The sequence below is a fragment of the Paenibacillus sp. GM1FR genome, from assembly GCF_002803315.1.
In the GTDB taxonomy this organism is placed as follows: domain Bacteria; phylum Bacillota; class Bacilli; order Paenibacillales; family Paenibacillaceae; genus Paenibacillus; species Paenibacillus amylolyticus.
This window is the reverse complement of the sequence record NZ_MKZL01000044.1, coordinates 383,822-407,220: the sequence shown is the minus strand read 5'-3', so window position 1 is coordinate 407,220 and position 23,399 is coordinate 383,822. Positions and strand designations below refer to the sequence as shown.

The 23,399-nt window shown below is 47.6% G+C and carries 13 protein-coding genes and 1 pseudogene; 7 read left to right on the top strand and 7 right to left on the bottom strand.

What is annotated here, in order from left to right; genetic code table 11:
• Both PAEAM_RS24140 and PAEAM_RS24135 read right to left on the bottom strand, forming a co-directional pair.
• Positions 1-612 (bottom strand): annotated as a pseudogene (locus PAEAM_RS24140) (YVTN family beta-propeller repeat-containing protein); the annotation flags it as partial.
• A gap of 33 nt (positions 613-645) precedes the next feature.
• Positions 646-1,005 carry a hypothetical protein gene (locus tag PAEAM_RS24135; protein WP_100529253.1) on the bottom strand — a complete coding sequence of 120 codons (360 nt, stop codon included), beginning with the start codon at positions 1,003-1,005 and terminating at the stop codon, positions 646-648.
• Between the two features lie 903 nt (positions 1,006-1,908).
• Here PAEAM_RS24135 and PAEAM_RS24130 point away from each other — a divergent pair.
• The 5 genes from PAEAM_RS24130 (at position 1,909) to PAEAM_RS24110 (ending at position 12,421) form a co-directional block, all read left to right on the top strand.
• Positions 1,909-3,849, top strand: coding sequence for a carbohydrate-binding protein (locus PAEAM_RS24130; protein WP_100529252.1), 1,941 nt, complete (start codon positions 1,909-1,911; stop codon positions 3,847-3,849).
• 33 nt (positions 3,850-3,882) lie between these two features.
• Positions 3,883-5,946, top strand: a complete 2,064-nt coding sequence (locus tag PAEAM_RS24125; RefSeq protein ID WP_100529251.1) for a beta-xylosidase family glycoside hydrolase — start codon at positions 3,883-3,885, stop codon at positions 5,944-5,946.
• A 121-nt stretch (positions 5,947-6,067) separates the two neighbouring features.
• Complete coding sequence (locus PAEAM_RS24120; RefSeq protein ID WP_100529250.1) at positions 6,068-6,301, top strand: winged helix-turn-helix transcriptional regulator; 234 nt, start codon at positions 6,068-6,070, stop codon at positions 6,299-6,301.
• A gap of 254 nt (positions 6,302-6,555) precedes the next feature.
• Complete coding sequence (locus PAEAM_RS24115; RefSeq protein ID WP_100529249.1) at positions 6,556-11,526, top strand: discoidin domain-containing protein; 4,971 nt, start codon at positions 6,556-6,558, stop codon at positions 11,524-11,526.
• 175 nt (positions 11,527-11,701) lie between these two features.
• Positions 11,702-12,421 (top strand): SDR family oxidoreductase, encoded by a 720-nt coding sequence (locus PAEAM_RS24110; protein ID WP_100529248.1) that lies wholly within the window; start codon positions 11,702-11,704, stop codon positions 12,419-12,421.
• 79 nt (positions 12,422-12,500) lie between these two features.
• Here the strand turns inward: PAEAM_RS24110 and PAEAM_RS24105 are convergent, their stop codons facing one another.
• Entirely contained in the window at positions 12,501-13,529 is a 1,029-nt protein-coding gene (locus PAEAM_RS24105) for a leucine-rich repeat domain-containing protein (protein ID WP_100529247.1), read from the bottom strand.
• Between the two features lie 257 nt (positions 13,530-13,786).
• Between PAEAM_RS24105 and PAEAM_RS24100 the strand changes: the two genes are divergently transcribed.
• The gene (locus tag PAEAM_RS24100) at positions 13,787-15,862 is read left to right on the top strand and encodes a methyl-accepting chemotaxis protein (RefSeq protein WP_207765599.1); all 2,076 of its coding nucleotides are present in this window, start codon (positions 13,787-13,789) and stop codon (positions 15,860-15,862) included.
• Between the two features lie 94 nt (positions 15,863-15,956).
• Positions 15,957-17,129: an aminotransferase class I/II-fold pyridoxal phosphate-dependent enzyme gene (locus tag PAEAM_RS24095; protein WP_100529246.1), complete on the top strand. Its 1,173-nt coding sequence runs from the start codon at positions 15,957-15,959 to the stop codon at positions 17,127-17,129.
• Positions 17,130-17,417: 288 nt separating this feature from the next.
• Here PAEAM_RS24095 and PAEAM_RS24090 read toward each other — a convergent pair whose 3' ends face one another.
• The 4 genes from PAEAM_RS24090 to PAEAM_RS24075 form a co-directional block, all read right to left on the bottom strand.
• On the bottom strand, positions 17,418-19,466 hold the full coding sequence (locus PAEAM_RS24090) for an iron ABC transporter permease (RefSeq protein ID WP_036617472.1): 2,049 nt from the start codon (positions 19,464-19,466) through the stop codon (positions 17,418-17,420).
• Entirely contained in the window at positions 19,463-20,464 is a 1,002-nt protein-coding gene (locus PAEAM_RS24085) for an ABC transporter substrate-binding protein (RefSeq protein WP_100529245.1), read from the bottom strand. The genes PAEAM_RS24090 and PAEAM_RS24085 overlap by 4 nt, the downstream gene beginning before the upstream one ends.
• Positions 20,465-20,639: 175 nt before the next feature.
• Positions 20,640-21,182 carry a CueP family metal-binding protein gene (locus PAEAM_RS24080; protein ID WP_100529244.1) on the bottom strand — a complete coding sequence of 181 codons (543 nt, stop codon included), beginning with the start codon at positions 21,180-21,182 and terminating at the stop codon, positions 20,640-20,642.
• Positions 21,183-21,352: 170 nt separating this feature from the next.
• Positions 21,353-23,203 (bottom strand): AraC family transcriptional regulator, encoded by a 1,851-nt coding sequence (locus PAEAM_RS24075; RefSeq protein WP_165790042.1) that lies wholly within the window; start codon positions 23,201-23,203, stop codon positions 21,353-21,355.
• Between the last annotated feature and the right edge of the window lie 196 nt (positions 23,204-23,399).

The window sequence follows — 23,399 nt, the reverse complement described above, 5'->3', positions numbered from 1 at the left end:
CGTTGTACCTGCTGTGCCTGTTGCTCCGGTTACTCCCGTTGTACCTGCTGTGCCTGTTGCTCCGGTTACTCCCGTTGTACCTGCTGTGCCTGTTGCTCCGGTTACTCCCGTTGTACCTGCTGTGCCTGTTGCTCCGGTTACTCCCGTTGTACCTGCTGTGCCTTGTGCTCCTGTTGCACCTGTCACTCCAGCTGTCCCTGGTGTGCCTGTCGCCCCCGTAGCCCCAGTTGCGCCTGTAGCTCCGTTGATGCTTGGGGTTTCGCCCAGCAATTCGGAAGAAACCAAACGATGGGCTGTTACCAAAGCGCCTGTGCTGCTCTTACCCCATACGGATACTTGAACAGGATCATTAATCGTCGCTGTTGTTGTAAAAGTAAACTCGAAGGCATCCAGATTGGCAAAGTAGTTGTTGGTTATTACCTGATTGGGTGCAAGGTCGAAAGTCTCACTGACATACAGAACTCTCATTCCACCACTCATGTAATACCCTTGTATTTGTATGGTTGAGGTAGTCACATCACTGCGGTTATCAATTTTAACTGTAACTGTCTGAGTCGGTCTTACACCGCTAACAGCATTATTTTCTATTGGCCCTGTTGATAAAAAGCTCATCGTTACATCTCCTTTTTGAGTAAATTTTATCTTTTAGCTGTCATTAACTGTTTTTTCGTGCTCCACCACCCGGTGTGCATCTACCAATTGCCCAGAGGCTTGTTTGCCCCACACTGAAATCCCTACTTCCTCCACACCTTCCACGTCTGTTCCAAAAACAAACTCAAAAGCAGCTAAATCTGCAAAATAATTTCTGGTCACTGCTTCATTAGGGGCAATACTGATTACTTCACTCACATACAGCGTTCTTGTTGTGCTTAGCACATACCCCTGAATGGATACTGTTACAGAATCCACCTCAGCCCGACTTACCAATCTAATCGTTACCTGTTGTGTCGGTCTAACCCCGGAAACCGGATTGTTTTCAATCGGCCCAGTTGACAAAATAGCCATTTTTCCCATCCCACCTTTATGAACCTCTGACTCTAGCAGTATTTGGCATAAGCTCACTCGATAGTAATATTCAAACACTCAATCAACGGTGTGGACAAAACACAGGGGGCAACCCACCATTATCACTTAATAACCTTTTACGCACAGGGCTTTGGCTATACAAAAACTGGGATATGTACAACAAAGAGAAGAAATTATGCAATGTCAAAGTTGGTCAGCAAGTAAGAGTAGATTTTGTTATATAACCAGGATCGATTCCAGAAAAAAACGAAAATAACCGTTCCTCTGGTAGATTCCAGGGAAACGGTCACAGCTTAAGACGTCTTTTTCTCGTATCTAATTGTTGGCCGGGTAAAGCTATGCTTGAAAGTGTAGTTTTATAGAATATGAGATCGTATTTTACCATCAAGCCCAATGTTAAACACATAGAATAATCATTTTCTTCATCCTCTACTAAAAAATAGAAAAAGATTGTATTATCTTAAAATTGTGATATGATATCGTCAAGTTAATAAACATTTAAATGAAAATATGAAAGATAATTACATTTAAATGTGGCCAAACCTCTTTCTTCGCCAAATTTCAGTGTTCTAGCCCATTTTATTGAAAGCGATTACAAAAAGAAACCTGACAGATTATAGCTTTTCTAATCGCACCCGCAGATGCAGGCTTACTTCGGGTTATAGCCACTCCCCTTGCTGCCGTGACCACGTACCCGGTGCACAGGTTGTCTGGCTTCAACCATATATGACAACATGAAGACTTATCCTAACAGCCAACCTAACCATTATTTCAAGAAGGGGGTGACATGAGGAAAATCTTTTCGTTTTTTCGGCATTTCATCATCTCAGCTATCCTGAATTTTAGCTCACCAACTAATCCAATCTCATGGAGGCGAAACGTATGATTCGTAAACCGCTAGTTTTGTTGTTGTCGTGTCTGTTAATCTTTGTCACCCTGCCCATGGAATCAAGCCATGCAGCCAATGCAGCCGTTGCCAAACTTCCTGGAAACTCTAACCCCCTCATCGATCATAAACTGGGAGCCGATCCTTATGTGCTCGTCCATAACAATCGGGTCTATGTCTACATGACAGGTGATGCATATCTGTACAACAGTGACGGCTCTGTCCGAGAGAACCAGTACAGCACGATCGGGAAAATTAACGTCATCTCCTCAGCTGACATGGTGAACTGGACAGACCATGGTTCCATCCCGGTAGCGGGTGCGAATAATGCCAATAATGGACAAGGAATTGCCAAATGGGCTACTCAGTCCTGGGCTCCTGCCATGGCGAAGAAAACCATTGCTGGCAAAGAAAAGTTTTTCCTGTACTTTGCCAACTCGGGTGGAGGTATTGGCGTACTCACGGCTGATTCCCCCATTGGACCGTGGTCCGATCCAATTGGTCGTGCCCTCCTGACTCACGGTACACCGGGTATGTCCGGCGTAACATGGCTCTTTGATCCGGCTGTACTTGTCGATGATGATGGCTCTGCTTACTTGTATGCTGGAGGCGGCATCCCGAACGATACCAATGCTGCTTCCATTGCCAATCCCAAAACAGCTCGGGTCATTCGTCTCGGTGCCGACATGACCAGTGTGGTGGGCAGTGCTGTGACTATTGATTCTCCTTATATGTTCGAAGATTCTGGCATCCACAAGTATAACGGCAAATATTATTACTCCTACTGCATCAACTTCGCGGGAACACACCCCACTGCATATCCAAAAGGTGAGATCGGATACATGGTCAGCGACAGCCCGATGGGGCCTTTCACGTATAAAGGACACTTTCTGAAAAATCCTGGCACGTTCTTCGGTGTAGGCGGCAATAACCACCATGCCGTGTTCCAATTCAACAACGAATGGTATGTGGCGTACCATGCGCAAACGGTAAGCAAGGCATTCCTCGGTGATGGTAAAGGGTACCGTTCCACACATATCAACAAACTGACACATAATGCGGATGGAACAATCCAGGAAGTTCAGGGGAATATGACAGGTGTACCTCAGACCACTAACCTCAACCCGTATGTCCGCGTGGAAGCCGAAACCATTGGCTGGCAAGCAGGAATTAACACTGAACCGAGTCAAGCGAGCGGTGGACCTGTAGCCAATCAGAATGTCACTAATATTCATAACGGGGATTGGATCGCGGTTGGCAATGTTGATTTTGGCTCAGCTGGAGCCTCCAAGTTCAAGGCCAATGTCGCTTCTACCGGAAATGGCAACATCGAGGTTCGACTGGACAGTCCGACAGGCCCACTAGTTGGAACACTTAACGTAAGTTCAACTGGCGGTTCGCAAACTTGGCGCGAGATGGAGACCAATGTTACCAATGCTACAGGGGTGCATCGTTTGTATCTGGTGTTTACAGGCTCGGGCAATGGAAATCTGTTCAAACTGGACTACTGGCAGTTCACATCCGGTTCGGGCGGCAACCCTAACCCAAACCCAAATCCTAATCCCAATCCAAACGTTACCCGTTACGAAGCCGAGAATATGACGCTTGGCGGCCAATACGCTGGCGTAATCAGTTCCCCTTTTAATGGAGTCGCTCTTTACGGGAACAATGATTATGCAGCATACAATCAATATTTTGCATTCCCAACCCATCAATTCTCTGTCCGCGGCGCTTCCAACAATAATAGTACAGCCCGTGTTGATCTGGTCATCGGGGGTGTAACCGCTGGTTCTTTCTACTTCACGGGAACGGAGCCGACCGTTCAAACCCTCACCGGCATCACTCACGCTACAGGCAATCAGGAAATCAAGCTGGTCGTAACAACGGATAATGGCACTTGGGATGCTTACATTGATTATCTGGAGTACTCGCTTTAATTCCTAGGACATGATCAATTGGGAGGATAGAATATGTGGAAAAAAATCAGTGCTCTTCTACTCGCTCTTCCTTTGCTTATAACATCATTCCCTTTGACAAGTCCGGCAGCTTCGGCCGCAACGTTCAGCAATCCGGTTATTTACGCGGATGTTCCTGACAGTGACGTCATTCGGGTAGGCAATGCATTTTATATGACAAGCACAACGATGCATATGAATCCGGGAGTCCCGGTCATGAAGTCTTATGATCTGGTCAACTGGAGCATCGTAAACTATGTATACGATACGCTTGGAAACGGGGATATACAGAATCTGAACAATGGACAAAACGAGTATGGGCGTGGTTCCTGGGCGAGCAGCTTGCGGTACAACAACGGTATATATTATGTTGCCTTTGGCTCGCTTTCTACGGGCAAGACGTATATTTACCAAACCAGCAATATTGAAACAGGGCCATGGACACCTTACACATTGAACAGTTATTACCATGACCCCTCCCTTTTGTTTGACGGGAATCGAACCTTTCTTGTTCATGGCAGTGATAACATCAGTATCGTTGAGCTGACACCTGATGCCAAAGCCGTCAAATCCGGCGGGCTCAATCAGGTCCTGATTCCAAACGCAAGCAGTGTTGCCGGCTCCAACATGATTGTAAAGGCAGAAGGAGCACATATTCAGAAGATCAATGGTATGTACTATGTATTCCTGATTGCCTGGCCTTCAGGTGATGGTCGCATTCAGCTTGCCTATCGCGCAAACACATTGACAGGTCCATACACAGGTAAAGTTGTACTCAGAGACTCGGGAATCGCCCAAGGAGGCATCGTGGATACCGCATCCGGCGCTTGGTACGGCTTGCTGTTTCGTGATAGCGGGGCCATTGGACGCATCCCCTATCTTGTTCCAGTGACGTGGTCGGATAACTGGCCTGTGTTTGGGGTGAACGGCAAGGTTCCCCTTAACATGAATATGCCCGTTGAAGGTCAGCCTGCTGCCAAAATCTACGGGTCCGATGAGTTTAACGCAACCACATCAGGCACACCCTCAGTAACGCAACTGTTAGTGAACGGCGGCTTTGAGGAAAGTAGCATTCAGCCCTGGACCAGCAACAATACGGCAACCATCAACTTAACGAATGCCGAAGCATTCAGCGGTACAAAAAGTCTGCTCGTCAGCGGCAGACAGCAGACAGCAGGCGGAGCCAAACAGATGGTTACAGGCAAGCTGGTACCGGGAGGAACATACTCTTTTTCGGCAAAGATCAAATACACTACTGGTCCTGCAACCAAAACGTTCAATCTTAGCATCCAGAACGGTGCAAGTTACACCGGAATTACCATTATGGGCAGTGCAACGTTAACTCGCGGACAGTGGGGTACCATTCAAGGTACGTATACCGTTCCGTCAAATGCAGACCTGTCCCAAAGCTTTATTTTTGTGGAAACACCGTATAACTCGAATCCGGACCCGACCAATGATTTGATGGCGTTTTATGTAGATGACGTCTCCCTGACGAGCAATTCATCTTCCGGTACATCCAGTCTCGGTACTTTCTGGCAGTGGAATCATAACCCTGATGCTGCCAACTGGTCCCTGCTCCAGCGGCCCGGTTTCATGCGGTTAACCGCAGGCAAAATCAGCAAAAACCTGTTAGAAGCCCGCAACACCCTGACACAACGAACCTTTGGTCCAAAAAGCACAGGGATGACCGCTTTGGATACAGCCGGCATGAAGGATGGTGATTATGCTGGACTCGCTGCTTTTCAGGCCAAATATGGTTTTGTCGGCGTAAAAATGACGGGCAGCACCAAATCCATCGTTATGGCTAATGCCAGCTCCGGCACCATGACTGAAGTAGCAACTGTGCCATTAAACCAGAACAGAATCTATCTACGCGTCATCTGTGATTTTACGAACCAAACCGACAAAGCCTACTTTGCTTATAGCCTGAATGGTAGCAACTGGACAACCATTGGCAATACACTTCAAATGTCTTACACCCTGCCACACTTTATGGGATACCGGTTTGCACTATTCAATTATGCAACGAAGTCTACCGGAGGATATGCAGATTTCGATTATTTCCGCGTAGAATAAATGTAGTTTTATTCGGTTATTAATGTTTCGTTTATTGATCAGGACCTGGACTTCACCATGTGTGAGCCAGGTCCTTTTCAGTACATTTCTTATGAAGAGTTTCAGCTTTTAACTTTTAAAAATCCCGGAACAAGTGTTAATTCAACAATTGCGCGAGCTGGAGCGGGACGGCCTTGTCACCAGACATGTCTACCAACAGATGCCTCCCAAAGTAAAATATGGACTTACAGAATATGGCGTTACCGCCAACACCATCGTGGATGTCATGTGTGCTTGGGGGAGGGACAATATTGCTCTCAGGCAACAACGGGGCGAAGATATCGTATTATTGGAGAACAACGATTCCGAATCTTGATTTCACAGTTGCACATTCCCCATACATTATGTAGGACATATGTCTCTTTTTCCACGAAAACGATTAAAAAACCTTTATATTCCAGACAAAATGATCGATATACAAAATGGGGCACCTGAATATCCCGTGTTGAGCATTGGATTCACATCTCACAAAAGCAACACGGGAAACAAAATGATACATACGGTAGCGAGTAAGAGAAGAAGAGAAGCTCTGTCTGGTGAGATGGCAAGGGCTAACAAAGGAGTAGTCATATGAAGGTACGAACGAGTCAAAGAGGAAAAACACGCAACATCTACATGAACTTGCTGTTATCTGTTCTGTTGTTGATTAGCAGCATCCCGCTGTGGCCGGTCTCAAAAGTGAACGCCGCAGATGAGGAACATCATCTGTTATCCCTGAACCGGCCTGTGTACAGTTCCTCATCTCTGGGCGGCAATACGGCAGATCTTGTGGTTGACGGCAACAAAAACAGCCGCTGGGAAAGCATATGGCAGCAAGATCCGCAGTGGATCTATGTTGACTTAGGCACGGTGGCCTCCATCTCGGGCATCTCCATCCAGTGGGAAAATGCGTATGCTTCCGCCTTTGATCTGGAAGTATCCAACGACGAGGTCAACTGGCAGTCTGTTTACTCGACAACGAAGGGGCAAGGCGGCCTGACAGAAATCGAGGTCACAGCGGAGGCACGATATGTGCGCTTGTTTAGTCATCAAAGAGCACAGCCAGCCTATGGCGTCTCTGTATACGAATTCAATGTATATGGGACGGGCGGAGCAAATCCACCTCCCAAACCATTAGCAATGAACCTTGCACTAGGACAACCGGTTACAGCGTCTTCGGAAGAAATTGATGAGCCCAGCCGTTCAGCCGAGGATAAAGCCAAAATGGAAAAAGGGAATTACGAAGCCCGGAATGTAACGGATGGCCGTCCGGATACACGCTGGTCTTCCATCTACAAGGATCAGGAATGGATTGTTGTAGACCTTGGACTAGTCCGGGAAATCGGGAACGTATCCCTACAATGGGAAAACGCTTTTGGACGTGCATACGATATTCAAGTATCAAATGATGCAGACCAGTGGACTACATTATACCGGGAACTGCACAGCGACGGTGGACGGGATGAGATTCCGGTATATGCCGAAGCACGGTATGTGAAATTAGCCGGACTTGGCAGAGGAACAACCAACGGATACTCCCTGTACGCATTCGACGTCTACGAGTATATCGAAGGCGATGCCACACCTGTGCATACAATTCCGAATATCCCTGAACCGTCCTCGGTAAAGGTGGGTTCCGGCAGTTACGCTGTAAATGACATCACCATGCTGCAGCCGAAAAACCCGAAAAATCGCACGACTGACATCACAGCGCCCCTCCCTTCCAATGACTGGTGGCAGTCTATTCTTGTATCCGATCTGGGGGATGGCAACAGTTTGGTCACACTCCCGCTTAAAAGCAGATATACCAAACAAGGACTTCAACTTCTGAATCCCGGAGCTGGTTACGTTTCGGCTGATGGCGGTTCTATGGACGCTGACGGTGAACCGGATCTGATCATGAGCACCAGCAATATGAACCCGGCGGAGGTAAATACCAAGGTGGCGGGATATGGGGATTATTCCGCCACGATCATCATGAGCGATGATGACACAGCCAAAATGAATACCACGTTTGTGAAAGGTTCCCCTTTCCTGTACAACACCTTCGATAACCCGGATACCATTATTGTTCGTTCTCCCAACATCACACGTCTCTTCGATGATCAGAACCGTGAAATTGTTCTGAATGATGGAGAATCGCTGACGGCCGATCATATCGGTGTTGAAGTAACCAATCAGGACAGAGCGCCCACGCCTCAGACCTTTACAAGAAACTACGGGATCTTTGCACCTGAAGGAACCGTATTTATGAAACTTGGCAATACGCTCAAAATCAAGCTGGGCCAGAGCGAAAACTATCTGTCACTGGCTACCCTGCCGTCCGCGGCAGAACTGTCTTATTATTACCGGCATGCCTACGCCTTTGTAACCGATACAACAGTGGACTACAATTATAATGAGAGCACTTCACTGGTAACGACTACCTTCAACTCGGTAACCCGGACGAAGCGGGCAGGCTTTTCCTCCGAGACACTGATGGCCTTGTTGCCGCACCAATGGAAACTAGCGACTACTCCGGTAACGGAGCTTGCTTACCCTTCCATTCGCGGCATCATGAAAGTAAGTGAAGGCAATACGTTTACGACACAGGATCGATTCTATGGCATTATTCCGCAATTTGTGGAGCCAGATGATCCAACCTACTCGCGTGCACAATTAATCAGCTATCTGGATCAGCTTGACGCGGATACGGCAGGCAATCTGATGATCGAGGATCCTTACTGGCAAGGGAAAAAGCTTCATCCGCTTGCGCTGGGTGTGCTCATCAGCGACCAGATAGGAGATACGGTACGACGAGACAACTATCTGTCCCTGCTTCGAACCATTTTGACAGATTGGTATACCTATTCGCCGGACGAACCTTTGCACTCGTATTATTTTTATTATTCGGATGAATGGGGAACCATCTTCCCTTACGGTAGCGGATTCGGTGTTAATACCGGATTGACAGATCATCATTTCACCTACGGTTATTACGTTTTTGCATCGGCTGTACTGGCCACATATGACAAAACATTCTTGCAAGATTACGGCGACATGGTTGAGCTTCTGATTCGGGACTATGCCAATCCTTCACGGACAGATGATCAGTTTCCATGGCTTCGCAATTTTGATCCGTACGCTGGTCACTCCTGGGCAGGTGGTTACGCCGATAATCGCAGCGGGAATAACCAGGAGGCCGCAGGAGAAGCGCTCTTTAGTTGGGTCGGCCAATATATGTGGGGTGAGGTGACAGGCAACAAAGCCTATCGCGACACCGGGATCTGGGGCTTCATGACCGAAGAGAAAGCTGCCGAGCAATACTGGTTTAACTATGACGGGGATAACTGGCTGGAGGATTACCAACACGCTACGATAGGTCATGTGTACGGCAGCGCCTACCTGTATGGAACGTACTTCTCTAATGAGGCGGAGCATATTTACGGTATTCACTGGCTGCCGCCAGCGGAATGGATGACCTATTATGGACGTGATCCGCAGAATACTAAGGCTCTCTACAATGGTCTCATTAAGGACCTGGGTGGTCAGCAGGAGCGCACATGGCAGCATATTATCTGGCCATTCCAGTCCATTGGAGACCCGCAAGGTGCTCTAGCCAAATGGAATACGAGCGAGATGCAGCAAAATGAAGTCTTTAACGCGTACTGGTTCATGCACAGCATGGCTTCTACGGGAACACGCACGATGGATATATGGGCAGATGATCCGGCAGCAACCGTGTATGAAAAAGACGGCGTCTATACAGCTCAAATCTGGAATCCGTCCGACACTGTCAAAACCGTTCATTTCTACAATGCCCATGGCGCTTTGGGTTCGGCTACCGTGTATGCCAAAGCGCAAGTAAAGGTTAACCCGCTGGAACATTCCGTCGTTAAACAGCCGGATGCCTCTCAGGGTGTAGTCTATCTCGATCGGAGCCAATGGACTATTACGGCATCCTCCAGTTCGGAGCCGGTAGAGCGCATGGTGGACGGTGATCTGACTGCACGCTGGTCATCCGGACAGATTCAGAAGCCCGGCGATTGGCTGCATATCGATCTGGGTAGCGAACAGACTATGGATACGGTATTCATGAACTCCGGCAACAACGGCGGTGATTATGCTCACGGGTACGAAATCTACGTATCCAAAGATAACGAGAACTGGAGCGAGCCTATCGCAGAGGGAGCAGGAACATCTCCAAGTCTGTCCGTTGATTTGGGCATGCAAACCGCCCGTTATGTCAAAATTGTATTGACTTCCTCTGCAGACAGCTGGTGGTCGATCTCTGAACTAAAGCTTGCCCGATTTGGCAAGCTTGAAGCAACATCAGAGCTCCCACAGCCCGTACCGCCTCCAGATCGCTCTTCATGGATCGTAACCGCCTCCTCTACTCAAGGAGCAGATGTTACAGCCAATATGCTGGACGGAAGTTCAGATACACTATGGACAAACGGTAGGAAGCAAACCAAAGGACAATGGATTACCATTGACCTCGGCCAGAAGAGTTTTTTCGATGCCATAGAATTGGACCCGGGCCATGCGAAAGAAGACTATCCGAGACAGTATCGGATTTATGTCTCGGATGACGGTGAACACTGGGGCACATCCATTGCGGGCGGCGAAGGCACGCCTGGACGCATGTCCATCACTTTCCCTGAACAGCAAGCACGTTATGTGAAAATGGTGCAGATCGGGGATTCCGATCAATGGTGGACGATCTCCGAGTTGTTTGTTCATCATAATGGAACGGGCAAACAAAAGAGGCTGCTGCCAGATGGCTGGTCCGTGACAGCTTCCTCCGGAGACGATGCAGTGGCTATACTCGACGGCTTGGACCAAACACGCTGGACCTCCGGTCAGACTCAAACAGGCGGCGAATGGATTCAGCTTGATCTGGGAGCCTCGCAGCCAGTGAATCGGATTGTGCTGGACAGCGCGCACAGCCGGGAAGACTTTGCTCGCGGTTATGAAATATATACTTCTCTGGATGGAGAGCATTGGGGAAAAGCCTTGGCTTCGGGTGAAGGATCAGATACGCTACTTTCTATCGCTTTTACACCGCATGAGGCACGTTATATTAAGGTCGTACAGACGGGTACCGATTCTCATTGGTGGTCCGTGGCTGAATTAGAGGTCTATACCGCTGATCAGACACCTTGGATATCCGGGGAACAGGATCATCTGCTACCTGCTGAACTGGATCGAACATCATGGACAGCGACTGCCTCCACCTCTGAAGATGTTGCGGCGATGCTCGACGACGATCTGAATTCACGCTGGACCTCTTCATCTGGTCAACATGCCAATCAATGGGTCCAGATTGATCTGGGAAGCAAGCAGAGCTTCAGCCGCTTGACAATGGACTCAGGCAGCAGCAGCAACGATTATGCTCGCAACTTCCAGTTTTTCACTTCTGATGATGGCGAACGTTGGGAAGGGGTTACGGAAGCACTGGGAACAGGACCTGTCATCTCACATACGTTCTCCAGACAAACGGCGCGATACATCAAAATTGCCTTGACCGCGGACACTCCCGAGTGGTGGTGGTCCATCGCCGAGTTAAAACTTTACCATTAATGTCAACATGATCTCTCCAACCATCTCTCTCCCGTCCTTGCGGGGCAGGGGTGGTTTTTCTTTGATAAGGATGAAGCATACCTCATGTAAACTTCATGTTCCATATATCACCTCTATAGTAAGATATAGATTAATGTAAATATTATTAATTTCTAATCGATAAGGAGGGCTTTATTTGAAAAATATAATTGTCTTTGGTGCAAGCAAGGGATTGGGCGATGCATTTGTCAGAGGTATCCCGCAATCCGGTGATAAGGTCTGGGTGGTCTCTCGCAGCAAGCCGGAAAGTCTGTCCGTGGAGGATGGCGTCCAGCGAATATGGATTCAGGCTGATCTTTCCGAGCTTCAGGCCGCGGAGCAAGTTGCCAGCCAACTTCAAGGCGAGACGTTGGATGTGCTTATTTATAACGTGGGGATCTGGGAAAAGGAAGGATTTGAAGAGCACTACACGTTTGATAAGGATGAACCCGCAGATATCAGTCAGCTGATCCATGTGAATGTGACTTCTACAATTGTATGTATACAGGCTTTACTGCCTCAGCTCCGCCAGTCTGAAGCAGGGAAGATTATCCTGATCGGTTCAACAGCCGGTTTGAGCAATGCAGGCAGCAGCCAGGTTTCTTTTGTCGCCTCCAAATTTGCCATACGGGGTATTACGGAAGCTCTAAGAGAACATACGAGGAATGACCGCATCGCTGTGACATGCATCAACCCGGGAGAACTGGCGGCAGAAATTCCGTATGAAGACGGGATGGAACGTGCACTGGCCGAGTATGATGGGACCCGCATTCCCCTGCAGGATATGGTCGCCATCGTTCGATGTATCATCAGCTTGTCCAAAGCGGCCTGCGTGAAAGAGATCAACATGCCTGCATTAACGGATACGAACACCTAGATAGCAATGACATCTACACGCCTCAATCGGTCCGTTCACCGGAGTGCGCTCTGTATACACACGCTGGACAGAAGCCCGTTTACATTAATACATGCGACAAGTGCGCAATACCTATAGAATTCAGGCGTTCTTGCTCAGGGATATTTTCATATAACAAATGGGATTTTCCGGCCTTGTCCAGGTGATCACGCATAGCTGCAATTCGTCCTTTGTTAACATCAATAAAACGAAAATCGATTTGGCGTAAGTGCTCCAACCCGGTTAGTCCAGCAAAAGAATCCGCCTTGAGTGCCGTATTAATCTCTTTCAGTTCAATAGACTCCAAAGCACGGGCTGTCCATAGATGGTTGGTATCCCGCAACGATTTCATATAGTCCAGTTCGAGCTGTCTGAGAGAGGTCATATGGGAAAAGTCGCATAACTGCTCCAGCTTGGGCAAGGACAGATGCAGATATTCCAGCCCGCGCATCTGTTCGAGTCCCTGAATACTCGTCAGTTTGCGAACAGAGCTGAGCTTCAACATCGAGATGGTCGACTGTGTCAATACATCCAGTCCCCCTTTTAACTCACAGTGATCCAGGGATAGATACTGAAGCATAGGCAGTTCCGCCAACACATCAGCACTTTCGACCGTGCAGTTCAGAATGAGCGTATGCAGTTGGAGGCATGCCGCAATGGAAGCAAATCCGTTGAATTTGCCACGCAGTTCAAGAAAGGTCAATCGTTTGTAGTGTTTAATAAAATCGAGCACGGTTGCCTTTGCAGGTGAATTCAATCTTAGAAACTGCAGTTGCTCCATCGCACCCAGTATCGTCAAATCCTGAGCCTGCGAAAGATCAAGCTGCAAGGCAGACACATGTTTCAACTGTGCCAGTCGCCCCAAAAATCCGGATGAATATACCCCTTTAGGGTCCATATGTGATATGTGTAGAATCAGATCCGGCCGAGCAAAGAATACTTTGGCATCGAGCTCGGCAAGGTCCTCGTATGTATCCGCGTCAACGCGAAAATGAACCGTTGCTCTGCGACGCAACAGATGCACCGCCTGGTGCATCTTTTCGGCATTCCATGGAACCCCCTGTATTGAAGCATGCCATAACTCACTCACAGATAATCCCCCTTTTCCATCCATAGTTCCAATTCATTCCATTATAAACAAGATCGCCTGGATGAACCACTACCGATCCCGTTTTTTCATTCCTTTCCTCTTTTTTCATCCCTCCCCTTTCACCCTTCTCATACTCATGCCTTTCCTTTCCGTTGCTTTCAGGATTATTCGACAGAAATCTACATAAAACTATAGATTAAGCCGACATATAACTTAGGCGTTTTGAGCTTTTTATTAATCATCTGGGGAGATGGAATATGTCGAACATGTTGAACAAGTGGGGGAAAACGGGAGCACGGACATCTAGTATGGCAAATACGTTGTCCATTGTGCTGCTGATCATTATCGTAGTTGTCTTTGCCGTGCTGGGAACATTTATGTTTGCAAGCACACGAAACATTCTGGTGAAACAGCAGGAATCCATGCTCCAGACCAAGACACAAGCCATTGTTAGTGAATTTGATGCACTATTCAAGGAAAAAGGTGCACTGGTCAAGCAAATGTCCACCAACACATTATTTCAGCAATACATAGAAACAACAGCATCTGCTGCGGATGCGAAAAGTTCAACCTACGCTGCGGAAACACAGGCGACACTCGCCGCTATCGTTAAGGCAGAGCCTTCGTTTGCCGATGCCTGGGTCGCGGGCCTGGATGGAAAAGGCTTTTGGATTCAAAATGATGGTGTCGTATCTGCACCGGACTTTGATATCCAGTCACGTCCATACTACAAGCCGGTTACTGACGCAGACGGACTTTATTTCTCCGATCCGTACATTGATATTGCAGCAGGCGATGTACTCATGGGTATCTTCTATCCGATCAAAGACGAAAACAACAACACGATCGGCTTTGCCGCAGCGGATATTGCATTCAAGGATATCCCGGCGATTATGGAGAGCTATTCCCTTGGAAGCACAGGTTATTCCATGTTGCTATCCAAGAGCGGGGAAATTCTGTACCATCCGGATCAAGAGAAGGTATTGAAGGAGAACATCCTGAACAGTACGGGGGACATGGGAGACATCGGCAAGAAAATGCTTGCCGGTGAAAACGGCGTACAACTTATGAACGACAATGGGGAACGTCGATATATCGGCTACGCTACCAGCAAAGATACGGGATGGTCCGTTGGTCTGACCATATCCGAAGAAGAAGTTCTTGCGGAATTAAAAACATTCACGTGGATTACGCTTGGCGGTTTTGCTGCAGCCACCCTTCTGCTTGTGATTATCTGTTATATTACCCTTCGCCGTCTGTTACGCTCCATACCACAGCTGCTGGCCAAGATTAAACAGATTGAACAAGGTGACCTGACTGTCAAACTGGATATCAAATCTAATAATGAAATTGGACAGATCGCCACAGGCTTGAATTCCATGGTGCAGAAAATTCAGGGCATGCTGCAAATGGTCGGCAGCTCGGCGCAAATCCTGAACCAGTCGTCGAATGATCTGCAGGCCATCTCCTCACGAACGGCTGTGACCATGAATGACACATCAACAGCCATCAACGAGATTGCCAATGCAACGAATTATCAGTCCATCGAAACGGAAAATATCTTACGCAAAACAGGCTCATTATCCAGCCAAATTGATGAAATTGCTACCGATGCGCAGGCTATGGGAACGGTCGTGCAGACATCTGCTGATCAAAGCAGCCAAGGACTTGCGGTCGTGGAACAATTATCGAAATGGTCCGACGAAAACCACCAGTCCACCCAAGCAATGTCCTCTATTATCCAGGAGATTGACCTGAGTCGGAATGAAATATCCAGTTTTGTGGATACAGTCAAACAGATTGCCTCTCAAACGAACCTGCTCGCCCTGAATGCCTCCATCGAGGCTGCACGTGCTGGCGAACATGGAAGAGGATTTGCCGTCGTTGCCGAAGAGGTCCGCAAACTTGCAGAACAGACGGCTCAGGCAACAGAGGAAATCAACAAAAAGGTGAATGTTATTGAAGAGAAAACAACCCTGTCGGTTGAACATACCATGCGCGGTATGAAGATTGCGGAGGAGAATGCCAAATCCGTAGAAGATACCAAACATGTATTCTTCAGTATTAACAAAGACTTGAAAGATCTGCAGCAACGTATGATGCAGATTACCACTAATACCGCCAATGTACACAAACACAAAGATGAGATATTCCAGGCACTGGAGATTATCTCATCCACCACAGAGGAGAACTCGGCATCGACGGAAGAAGTAAGCGCCAGCACGCAGGATCAGCTGGATAGTATCGAACAGGTAGCGGATCTGTCGAAACAGTTGAACCAGCTATCTGGCAAACTGCAAGACGAACTAAGTCAGTTTAAAGTAAAGTCATGATCCGCAAGCTTTCCCCTGCTCTTCTCTTTTAGTCGCTGTCCATTTATTATTAATGAATATGCGTACGAAGAGGATTGGAGGCTGAATCATCATCATGAACTTTGCCAAACGAATGGATCATTTCAACGAAGGAATTTTCACCCGGTTGCTGGAGATCAAACGCCGCAGACTGGAGAACGGTCAGCCCGTTATTGATCTCAGTGTGGGTACGCCGAATATCCCACCTGCGCAGCATATTATAACTGCACTATGCGAGGCCGCAGCTGATCCGGCTAATTATATATATGCTGTGAATGATCAGAGTGAATTGCTGCAAGCTACAAGCGATTGGTACAAGCAGCGCTATCAGGTCGAGTTAGACCCGGCAACACAGATCTGTTCCTTGCTCGGTTCACAGGAAGGGCTGGCACATATATCCCTCTCCATTGTCGATGAAGGTGATCTGGTGCTCGTCCCTGACCCCTGCTATCCCGTCTTCGCGGATGGGCCGTTACTGGCAGGTGCAGAACTGTATTATATGCCGCAAAAAGAAGAAAACGGGTATGTTATTCAACTTCAGGATATACCGGAAGATATCGCTCATCGAGCAAAATTCATGCTGGTCTCCTATCCTAACAATCCGACAACTGCGATGGCACCGGATCAGTTCTATCTTGACCTGATTGCCTTTGCCAAGAAGTATGATATTATCGTGCTTCACGATAATGCGTACAGCGAGCTCGTGTTTGACGGAAAGTCATGTGGAAGCTTCCTCGCATTCCCTGGCGCCATGGACGTCGGTGTGGAATTCAATTCCCTGTCAAAAACGTACGGACTGGCAGGAGCTCGAATCGGCTTCTGTGTGGGCAATGCAACCGTGGTCTCCATGCTGAAAAAGCTAAAATCCAATATGGATTACGGGATGTTCCTACCGGTCCAAAAAGCAGCAATTGCCGCCATTACCGGTGATCAATCCGAGGTTGAACGGGTCAGAGCAATCTATGAACAGCGAAGAGACATCCTCTGTGATGGATTCAGCAATCTCGGTTGGCCCATCGCTAAACCTGAAGCAACGATGTTCGTCTGGAGCCGGATTCCGGCGCACTACGACAGCTCGGAGCAATTTGCCATGGATCTGGTTACACATGCAGGAGTCATCGCAACCCCAGGCAGTGCCTTTGGTCCTTCAGGCGAAGGTTACGTTCGATTCGCGCTTGTTCAGGATAATGAAATATTGCAACAAGCGGTACAATCCGTCGATGACAGCGGGATTCTGAAATCCAGCTAACGGGAGTACGATTCGAATGTGCTCAAGCAAAAAGTCCCCTCAAGGTCCACAGAGAGTAAGAGTTTCACGTTTGATAACGTGGTCTCTACTTCTTGTAGACGTGAGGGGATTTTGTCATTTGCAGATGAACTAGCCATTCATCGGGTAAGGTTATCTGTGGGTACCACGTCAGGTCCAATGATCCAATATCTATGCAACCGGGTTAAACAGGAACATAAGATCATGGCTGGAGGGCATACCGTTACAGCAAAAAACCTGCTCGGGGAGCAGGCTTCAGGTTTGAACTTTTTATACAGACTTGCGCCAGTTGGAACGATACATCAGATACAGGAAGTACGGTGTTCCGATGATCGCAATGAGTATGCCTGATGGAATCTCTGTCGGTGCCATGACGGTTCTGCCGATTGTATCGGCGAGCACCAGCATGACTGCACCCGCTAATGCGGATAGGAACATGGATCGTCTTAACTTATTCCCCGTCAGTAGCCGTACCATATGTGGTGCAATCAGGCCGATAAAACCAACGGTTCCTACACAAGCAACCGCACCTGCTGCAAGTAATACACCAACTGTCATGGCCAATAATCGTGTACGACGTACTCCGAGACCAAGCCCGGATGCACTATTGTCGTCAAATACCAGCAGTTCGAATCTGCGTGCCAACCACCAAGCCACCGGTACCAGAATAACTAAAAATAATCCGATAACCCTCACCTGTTCCCAGGTACGAGCATAGGTGCTTCCTGTCAGCCAGATATATCCGCTGCTACCGTATACCGCACCACGGACAATCAGAATCTGAATACCTGCTCCAGCAATGGCAGACATTGCGATCCCCAGCAACACAACCGCCGAAGGGTTCAGTCCTTTCTTCCAGGCGAGGGAGAACACCACCACTGCAGCAATGGCTGCACCGATGATTGCCGCAATTGGCAGCAAGTATATCGGAAGACCCGGCCATAAGATGATGACCATCATCGCTCCAAGCCCTGCACCTGAGGACACACCAACAATTGAAGCATCTGCCAGCGGGTTACGTACCGCCATCTGAATGAGCACACCACTAATTGCCAGTGCAGCTCCTGCACCTGCGGCAACAAGAGTACGCGGAATCCGGAGCTGAATCAGCGCGGAGAACAATCCATCCGATTGGAACAGACTTGGTAACCAATCGGCCAGAGGAATTCGCATACCGCCAAACATCGTACTGAGCAAGATAAGCACGACCGTTATGACTGAGAATAATACAGCCATCGGGCCAAATGCAAAGCGACGCGCAGCTCCTCCTGTGCTCATTGAAGTAGACATGCCTGATCCGTTCGCAGCCTTCATCCGTGTAAGAACAAGCCAGATGAGCCACGGTGCACCAATGATCGCCATAACAGCACCCGTTGGTAGTTCCATGCTGGAGTTATGCACCATCTTGGCGAGGACATCTGCTCCAACCAGGAGCGCTGCGCCCCATATGAACACACCGGGTAAAAGTAATCGATTAGAACGTACACCACTCAATCGAACCAGATGTGGTGCGACCAGTCCCACGAAGCCAATCGGCCCAATTACACTGACAATCACAGCGGCCAGCAATACAGCAAGAATTAACCCTACTGCACGAGCCAATGTAACCTTTTGTCCCAAGGAAGAAGCCGTTGATTCATCCAACTCCAGCATATCCCACTGTCTGGACAGGATTAACGCGAGAAGGGTAATACCAACCACCCAAGGCAAAGCATAAAACACACCACTCCAGTCATTCTGGACAAGTGTTCCGGAGCCCCAAAGGAACAACCCTTGTGTCTCCATGGAGAAAAAAATATGTAATGCACTTGTAAATGAACCAAGCACCATTGATACAATCATACCGGACAACGCAAGTCGAACCGGGCTTGATGTTCGTCCGCCGCCCATGAAATAAGCCGCAAATGCTGCCAGCAAACCACCTAGTGCTGCGAAAAGAAAAGGCGACTGACTTAATAGACCTGGAAAAGCGATTGCTCCCAGCACCACCACAAAGTACGCTCCTGCATTAATGCCCAGCGTATCTGAAGCAGCCAATGGATTACGAGTAATCGTTTGCAGCAAAGCGCCCGCAACAGCCAGTGCGCCACCCGCAAGAATACCAATCACTGTACGCGGCATGCGCAAGTCCCAGACCATATTGTGCTCTAATGAATCCTGTCTGCCTGTAAGAGCGTCCCAAACGACATGCAAAGGAATGGAAGCTTCTCCATAACACAGACTTACAAAAAAAAGCACGATGAGAGCGGTTAGACCGCCCCCATATATGCTAATTGTGCGCCAATTCATAGCTGGCTTAGATCCTTGAACCGAACTCATTTGGTAATCGCCTCGACTACCCCATCAACCAATACTCTGGAGGAGATCGGTCCACCAAATGTCCATGTTGTGCTATCGAGTTGATATGTGCGTTTTTCCTTCACAAAATTCAGTCCGTTCCATACCGAGTTATCTTTCATAGCTGTGCCAAAGACGTCATCGTCTGGTTGTGTAATATAAATGAAGTTACTGTCCTTCACATCGGTTAAGGATTCAATACCTACTGTAGAGAAGCCATAGTTCTCAACTTTATCCGGCTTCCATTCGTTAACCAGTCCGATTTTGTCCAAAGTACCAATCACAACCGAGTTATCGGTAAACATACGCAGGCTGACTGCATTTTGATATGTGAATGCTTGTGTCAGTGCAAAATTGAAGTTTTCTTTCCCCGCAGCAGCCAGTTTTTCTTTGGCTTCTACATAGTGTTGATCGAGATCACTCAGAACTTCTTTTGCTTTGTCTTCTTTACCGAGAGCTGTTGCAATGTTATTAAAGATCTCTGTCATCTTGTCATAATCATAGCCGTCACCATCATACGGATCATATTCAATCGTTGGAGCAATTGCATTCAGCTGATCGTAGACCGCCGTGTTATTATCCGCATTAGCAATGATGAGATCTGGCTTCAATGCAGCAATAGCTTCCAGATTGGGTTCACTGCGTGTTCCGATATCCGTTACACTGTCATCCAGTGCTGCTTCGGATGTTACCCACACTTTATAGTTAGCGTTATCTGCGTTACCTACTGGTTGAACACCCAGGGCAACGACATCTTCCGTATATGTCCATTCAAGCGTAACAACACGTTCTGCTGGCTTGTCCAACTTAAGCTCTCCACGTTTATGCTTCACGGTAACAGGACCTGCTGTCTCTTCAGCCGGAGCACTACCCGAGCCACTACCTTGACTTGTATCTGTTGTAGTCGTGGTTTTACCACAACCCGCCAAAACCAGCACAAAGGCCAGCATAATCAACAGTCCATTCAACCCTTTTTTCATATCTCTTTTCTCCCCTGTTAATATGTATTTATATGATAACAATTATCATTATCACTATTGGATTATGCCGTAGGAATGAATTTTTGTCAATGGAAAGTACCTTATTCCCATTCTTTTATCAAATAAAAAAGGAAAGAATAGCTCAAAAGCCATCCTTCCCTTCTATTGATTGCTGTTAACTCAACTGCATCGTAGTGATGCATGTATTATCATTTTCATATGTAGACAATTGCGTTTCTGCAACCTTTCCATCTCCAACAATACGAATCAGATAGGTTCTGTCTCTAGGCACCCAAAAATCCATAAATCCGTTCGCACCAGACTTAATCACTGCATCTTTCATAAAAGTGTTGCCTTGAGAATCGTGAATGGTAACGCTAAATTCCTTATTGCTCATTTCCCCCTGACAACCGGTCAAGCTATGAATTGCACAGGGATGGGTCTGGTCCACATAGGGTGCAATGGAAAGGAAAAATTCATTTTCAGGCAAATCATATGTAATGGTTTTTTCATCTTGATCGGTGACGATTAACTGTTTGGCATTAATGGAGGCAGATTCCGGTGTTTCTTTTCCTGTGCTGATATCTTCCACCAATTTTCGGATGTTGGGCGCATTGGCTGTACCCGCCTCTTCCTTGCCCGTATTGCTTGCAAACAGATAGGTTCCGATTACAATCACAACTACAACACTTGCAATGATCCACATTTGTTTTTTCATTTGGAGTCCATCTCCTCGTCCGTTTTCATCAAGTATAATGGAGAACAAACCATCATGGACTTAAACATCGAGAAATTCACCAGATATTCACATATATGGTTCGCTCATTTCGGGATATGCATATATGATATCTGGTCGATAAGTCTTACAGTTCATTGCGTGAGCGACAATTAATATGCCATAATCCGGTCTGCCATTTCCTCGGCTTGAAGTACCGCAGACAACGGGTCGGATAGAAAATATCTATTCCAGTCAAGGCTAATAATCCGGCAGTGATCTGTCTCGATGGACTTCTGCCATGGTTTGCCTGAAGCTTGATCAAGTTCGTGTCTTATACCATTATCCAACACCAACAGGTAGTCCTCCAGGTACCCACCTACCGCACTCCGCGCAATATCCAGGTATTCCAGGCCCGGCTCCAATAGTTCCTGGCGAACCTTGCCTGCTGGCTTCAAGTTCAGTAACCCGTAGGCTGCCTTACCTCCACGAGTTCCCGTATTTCCCACAAGGGTAATATGTTCTCCCCAGTTCGGATCAATGACGGTAAATGTCTTCTCTGCGGAGACCTTGCCCGGGATCGTTTGCTGCAAAGTATGTACTCTCCGCCCGTATTCGTTAATCCATGTTTCGGCTTCTGTCTGGCGATTCAGAATACGTCCCATCTCTCGAATCTCCTCCGCGACAGAGCCGTAACCAGTCTCTCCATAGACCACCGTAGGTGCAATTCTGGCATAGGAAGCGTAGGCAGCAGGATTCCAGGTGATAATCAAATCGGGCTCCAGTTCAAGCACTTTTTCGAGCGAGATAAAATTATGATTGCCGATATCCTGTACTTGATCATAGATATAAGGCTCCAGCATTTGGTTACTTTCAATGAGTGAATGCGGCGCTCCGAGAGGCGTCACTCCCAATGCCAGCACTTCTCCCAAATTCCAGTCCACGACAACACGGCTAGGCTTGGTCGGTATCGTAATCTCGCCCATGCTTGTGGCAAGCATCCGAGTTCTGGCTCTTGGTACCGCGGGCGCTGGGGGTTTCCTCACTTGGACTCCTTTCAAATCTACAATCTCCTGTTCTGGCCAGGTCTGGTCGGCTTCAAGTATGGGTACCGTTCGTTCGCTCCATCCCGAATAATGACTTTCCAGAGCGGCATGTGGTTGGGATGTTTGCAGGGCTACATCTGGAGCACCGCACTCTCGACGCTTTCTGTAAAACTCAGGAGATACACCATAATGTTTCTTGAAATAACGACTTAGCGTGTAGCCGTTCTCATAGCCTACTCTCTCCGCGATTTCTTGTAAGGTCCCATTCGTGCTCACCAGTAGTTTTAATGCCTGTTCCATCCGAATCTGTGACAGCACACGGCTGGGACTCGTATTTAATTGAAGCTGAAACAATTGGTTCAGATACCTTGGACTACAATTCAGCATTTCAGCTACCTGTTCTATCTTGAGTGGTTCCCCGTAGTGACGTTTCATATAATGCACCGCCTGATCTACCCGATCCAGCTTAGCATCGTTAAACCTCTGCTCCTGCATTTGTTTCAGCATCTCGGCGAGCCATTGGTAGAACAACGCCTTGGTTTGAATCCGGCCTGCTGACTGTAGTTCATTCCATTGTCTGTATATCAACTGCATGATTTCAATTAATGGCAATGGACACGCTGGTTCAAAACCAAAACTGACTTGCAGAGACTCCACCCCAGTATATGTTTGGGATCTTTCAGTATTTGGCTTCTCTGACTCTGGTGACGAATAAGACAACATATGTATTTCCATCGGCTTCTTAGCCAGACAATCCAGGCGTGTTCCTTTGGAGGCGTGCAGAATATATGTTCCTTTAATGTGATGCATCGCCTGACCAAGCCAGATCTGCCCCTTGCCATCCGTTATTAATAAAAAAGCATTCGAGGGAAGCGTCCACGTATTAGGATCTTCACTGATGTTAACGGTAATGATTCGAATATCCAGTAATCGGATTGTTATATGCTCCCATAATGCCCCGTATTCTTCTATGTTCATCTTCATGGACCTTTCTTTGTGTTTCCTCGTTACTACATCCAAAGCTTCGCCTCATCATATATGATAATCATTCTCAGTTCAACCTGTACGTCTGTTCTGAAATGGTTATGCTTTCGCTTCCGAAACGGTTATTGTGCAATCGCAAGATTGCCTCTAGAGTTATATTAAATGAAAATCATTATCAATTAGAAAGAGG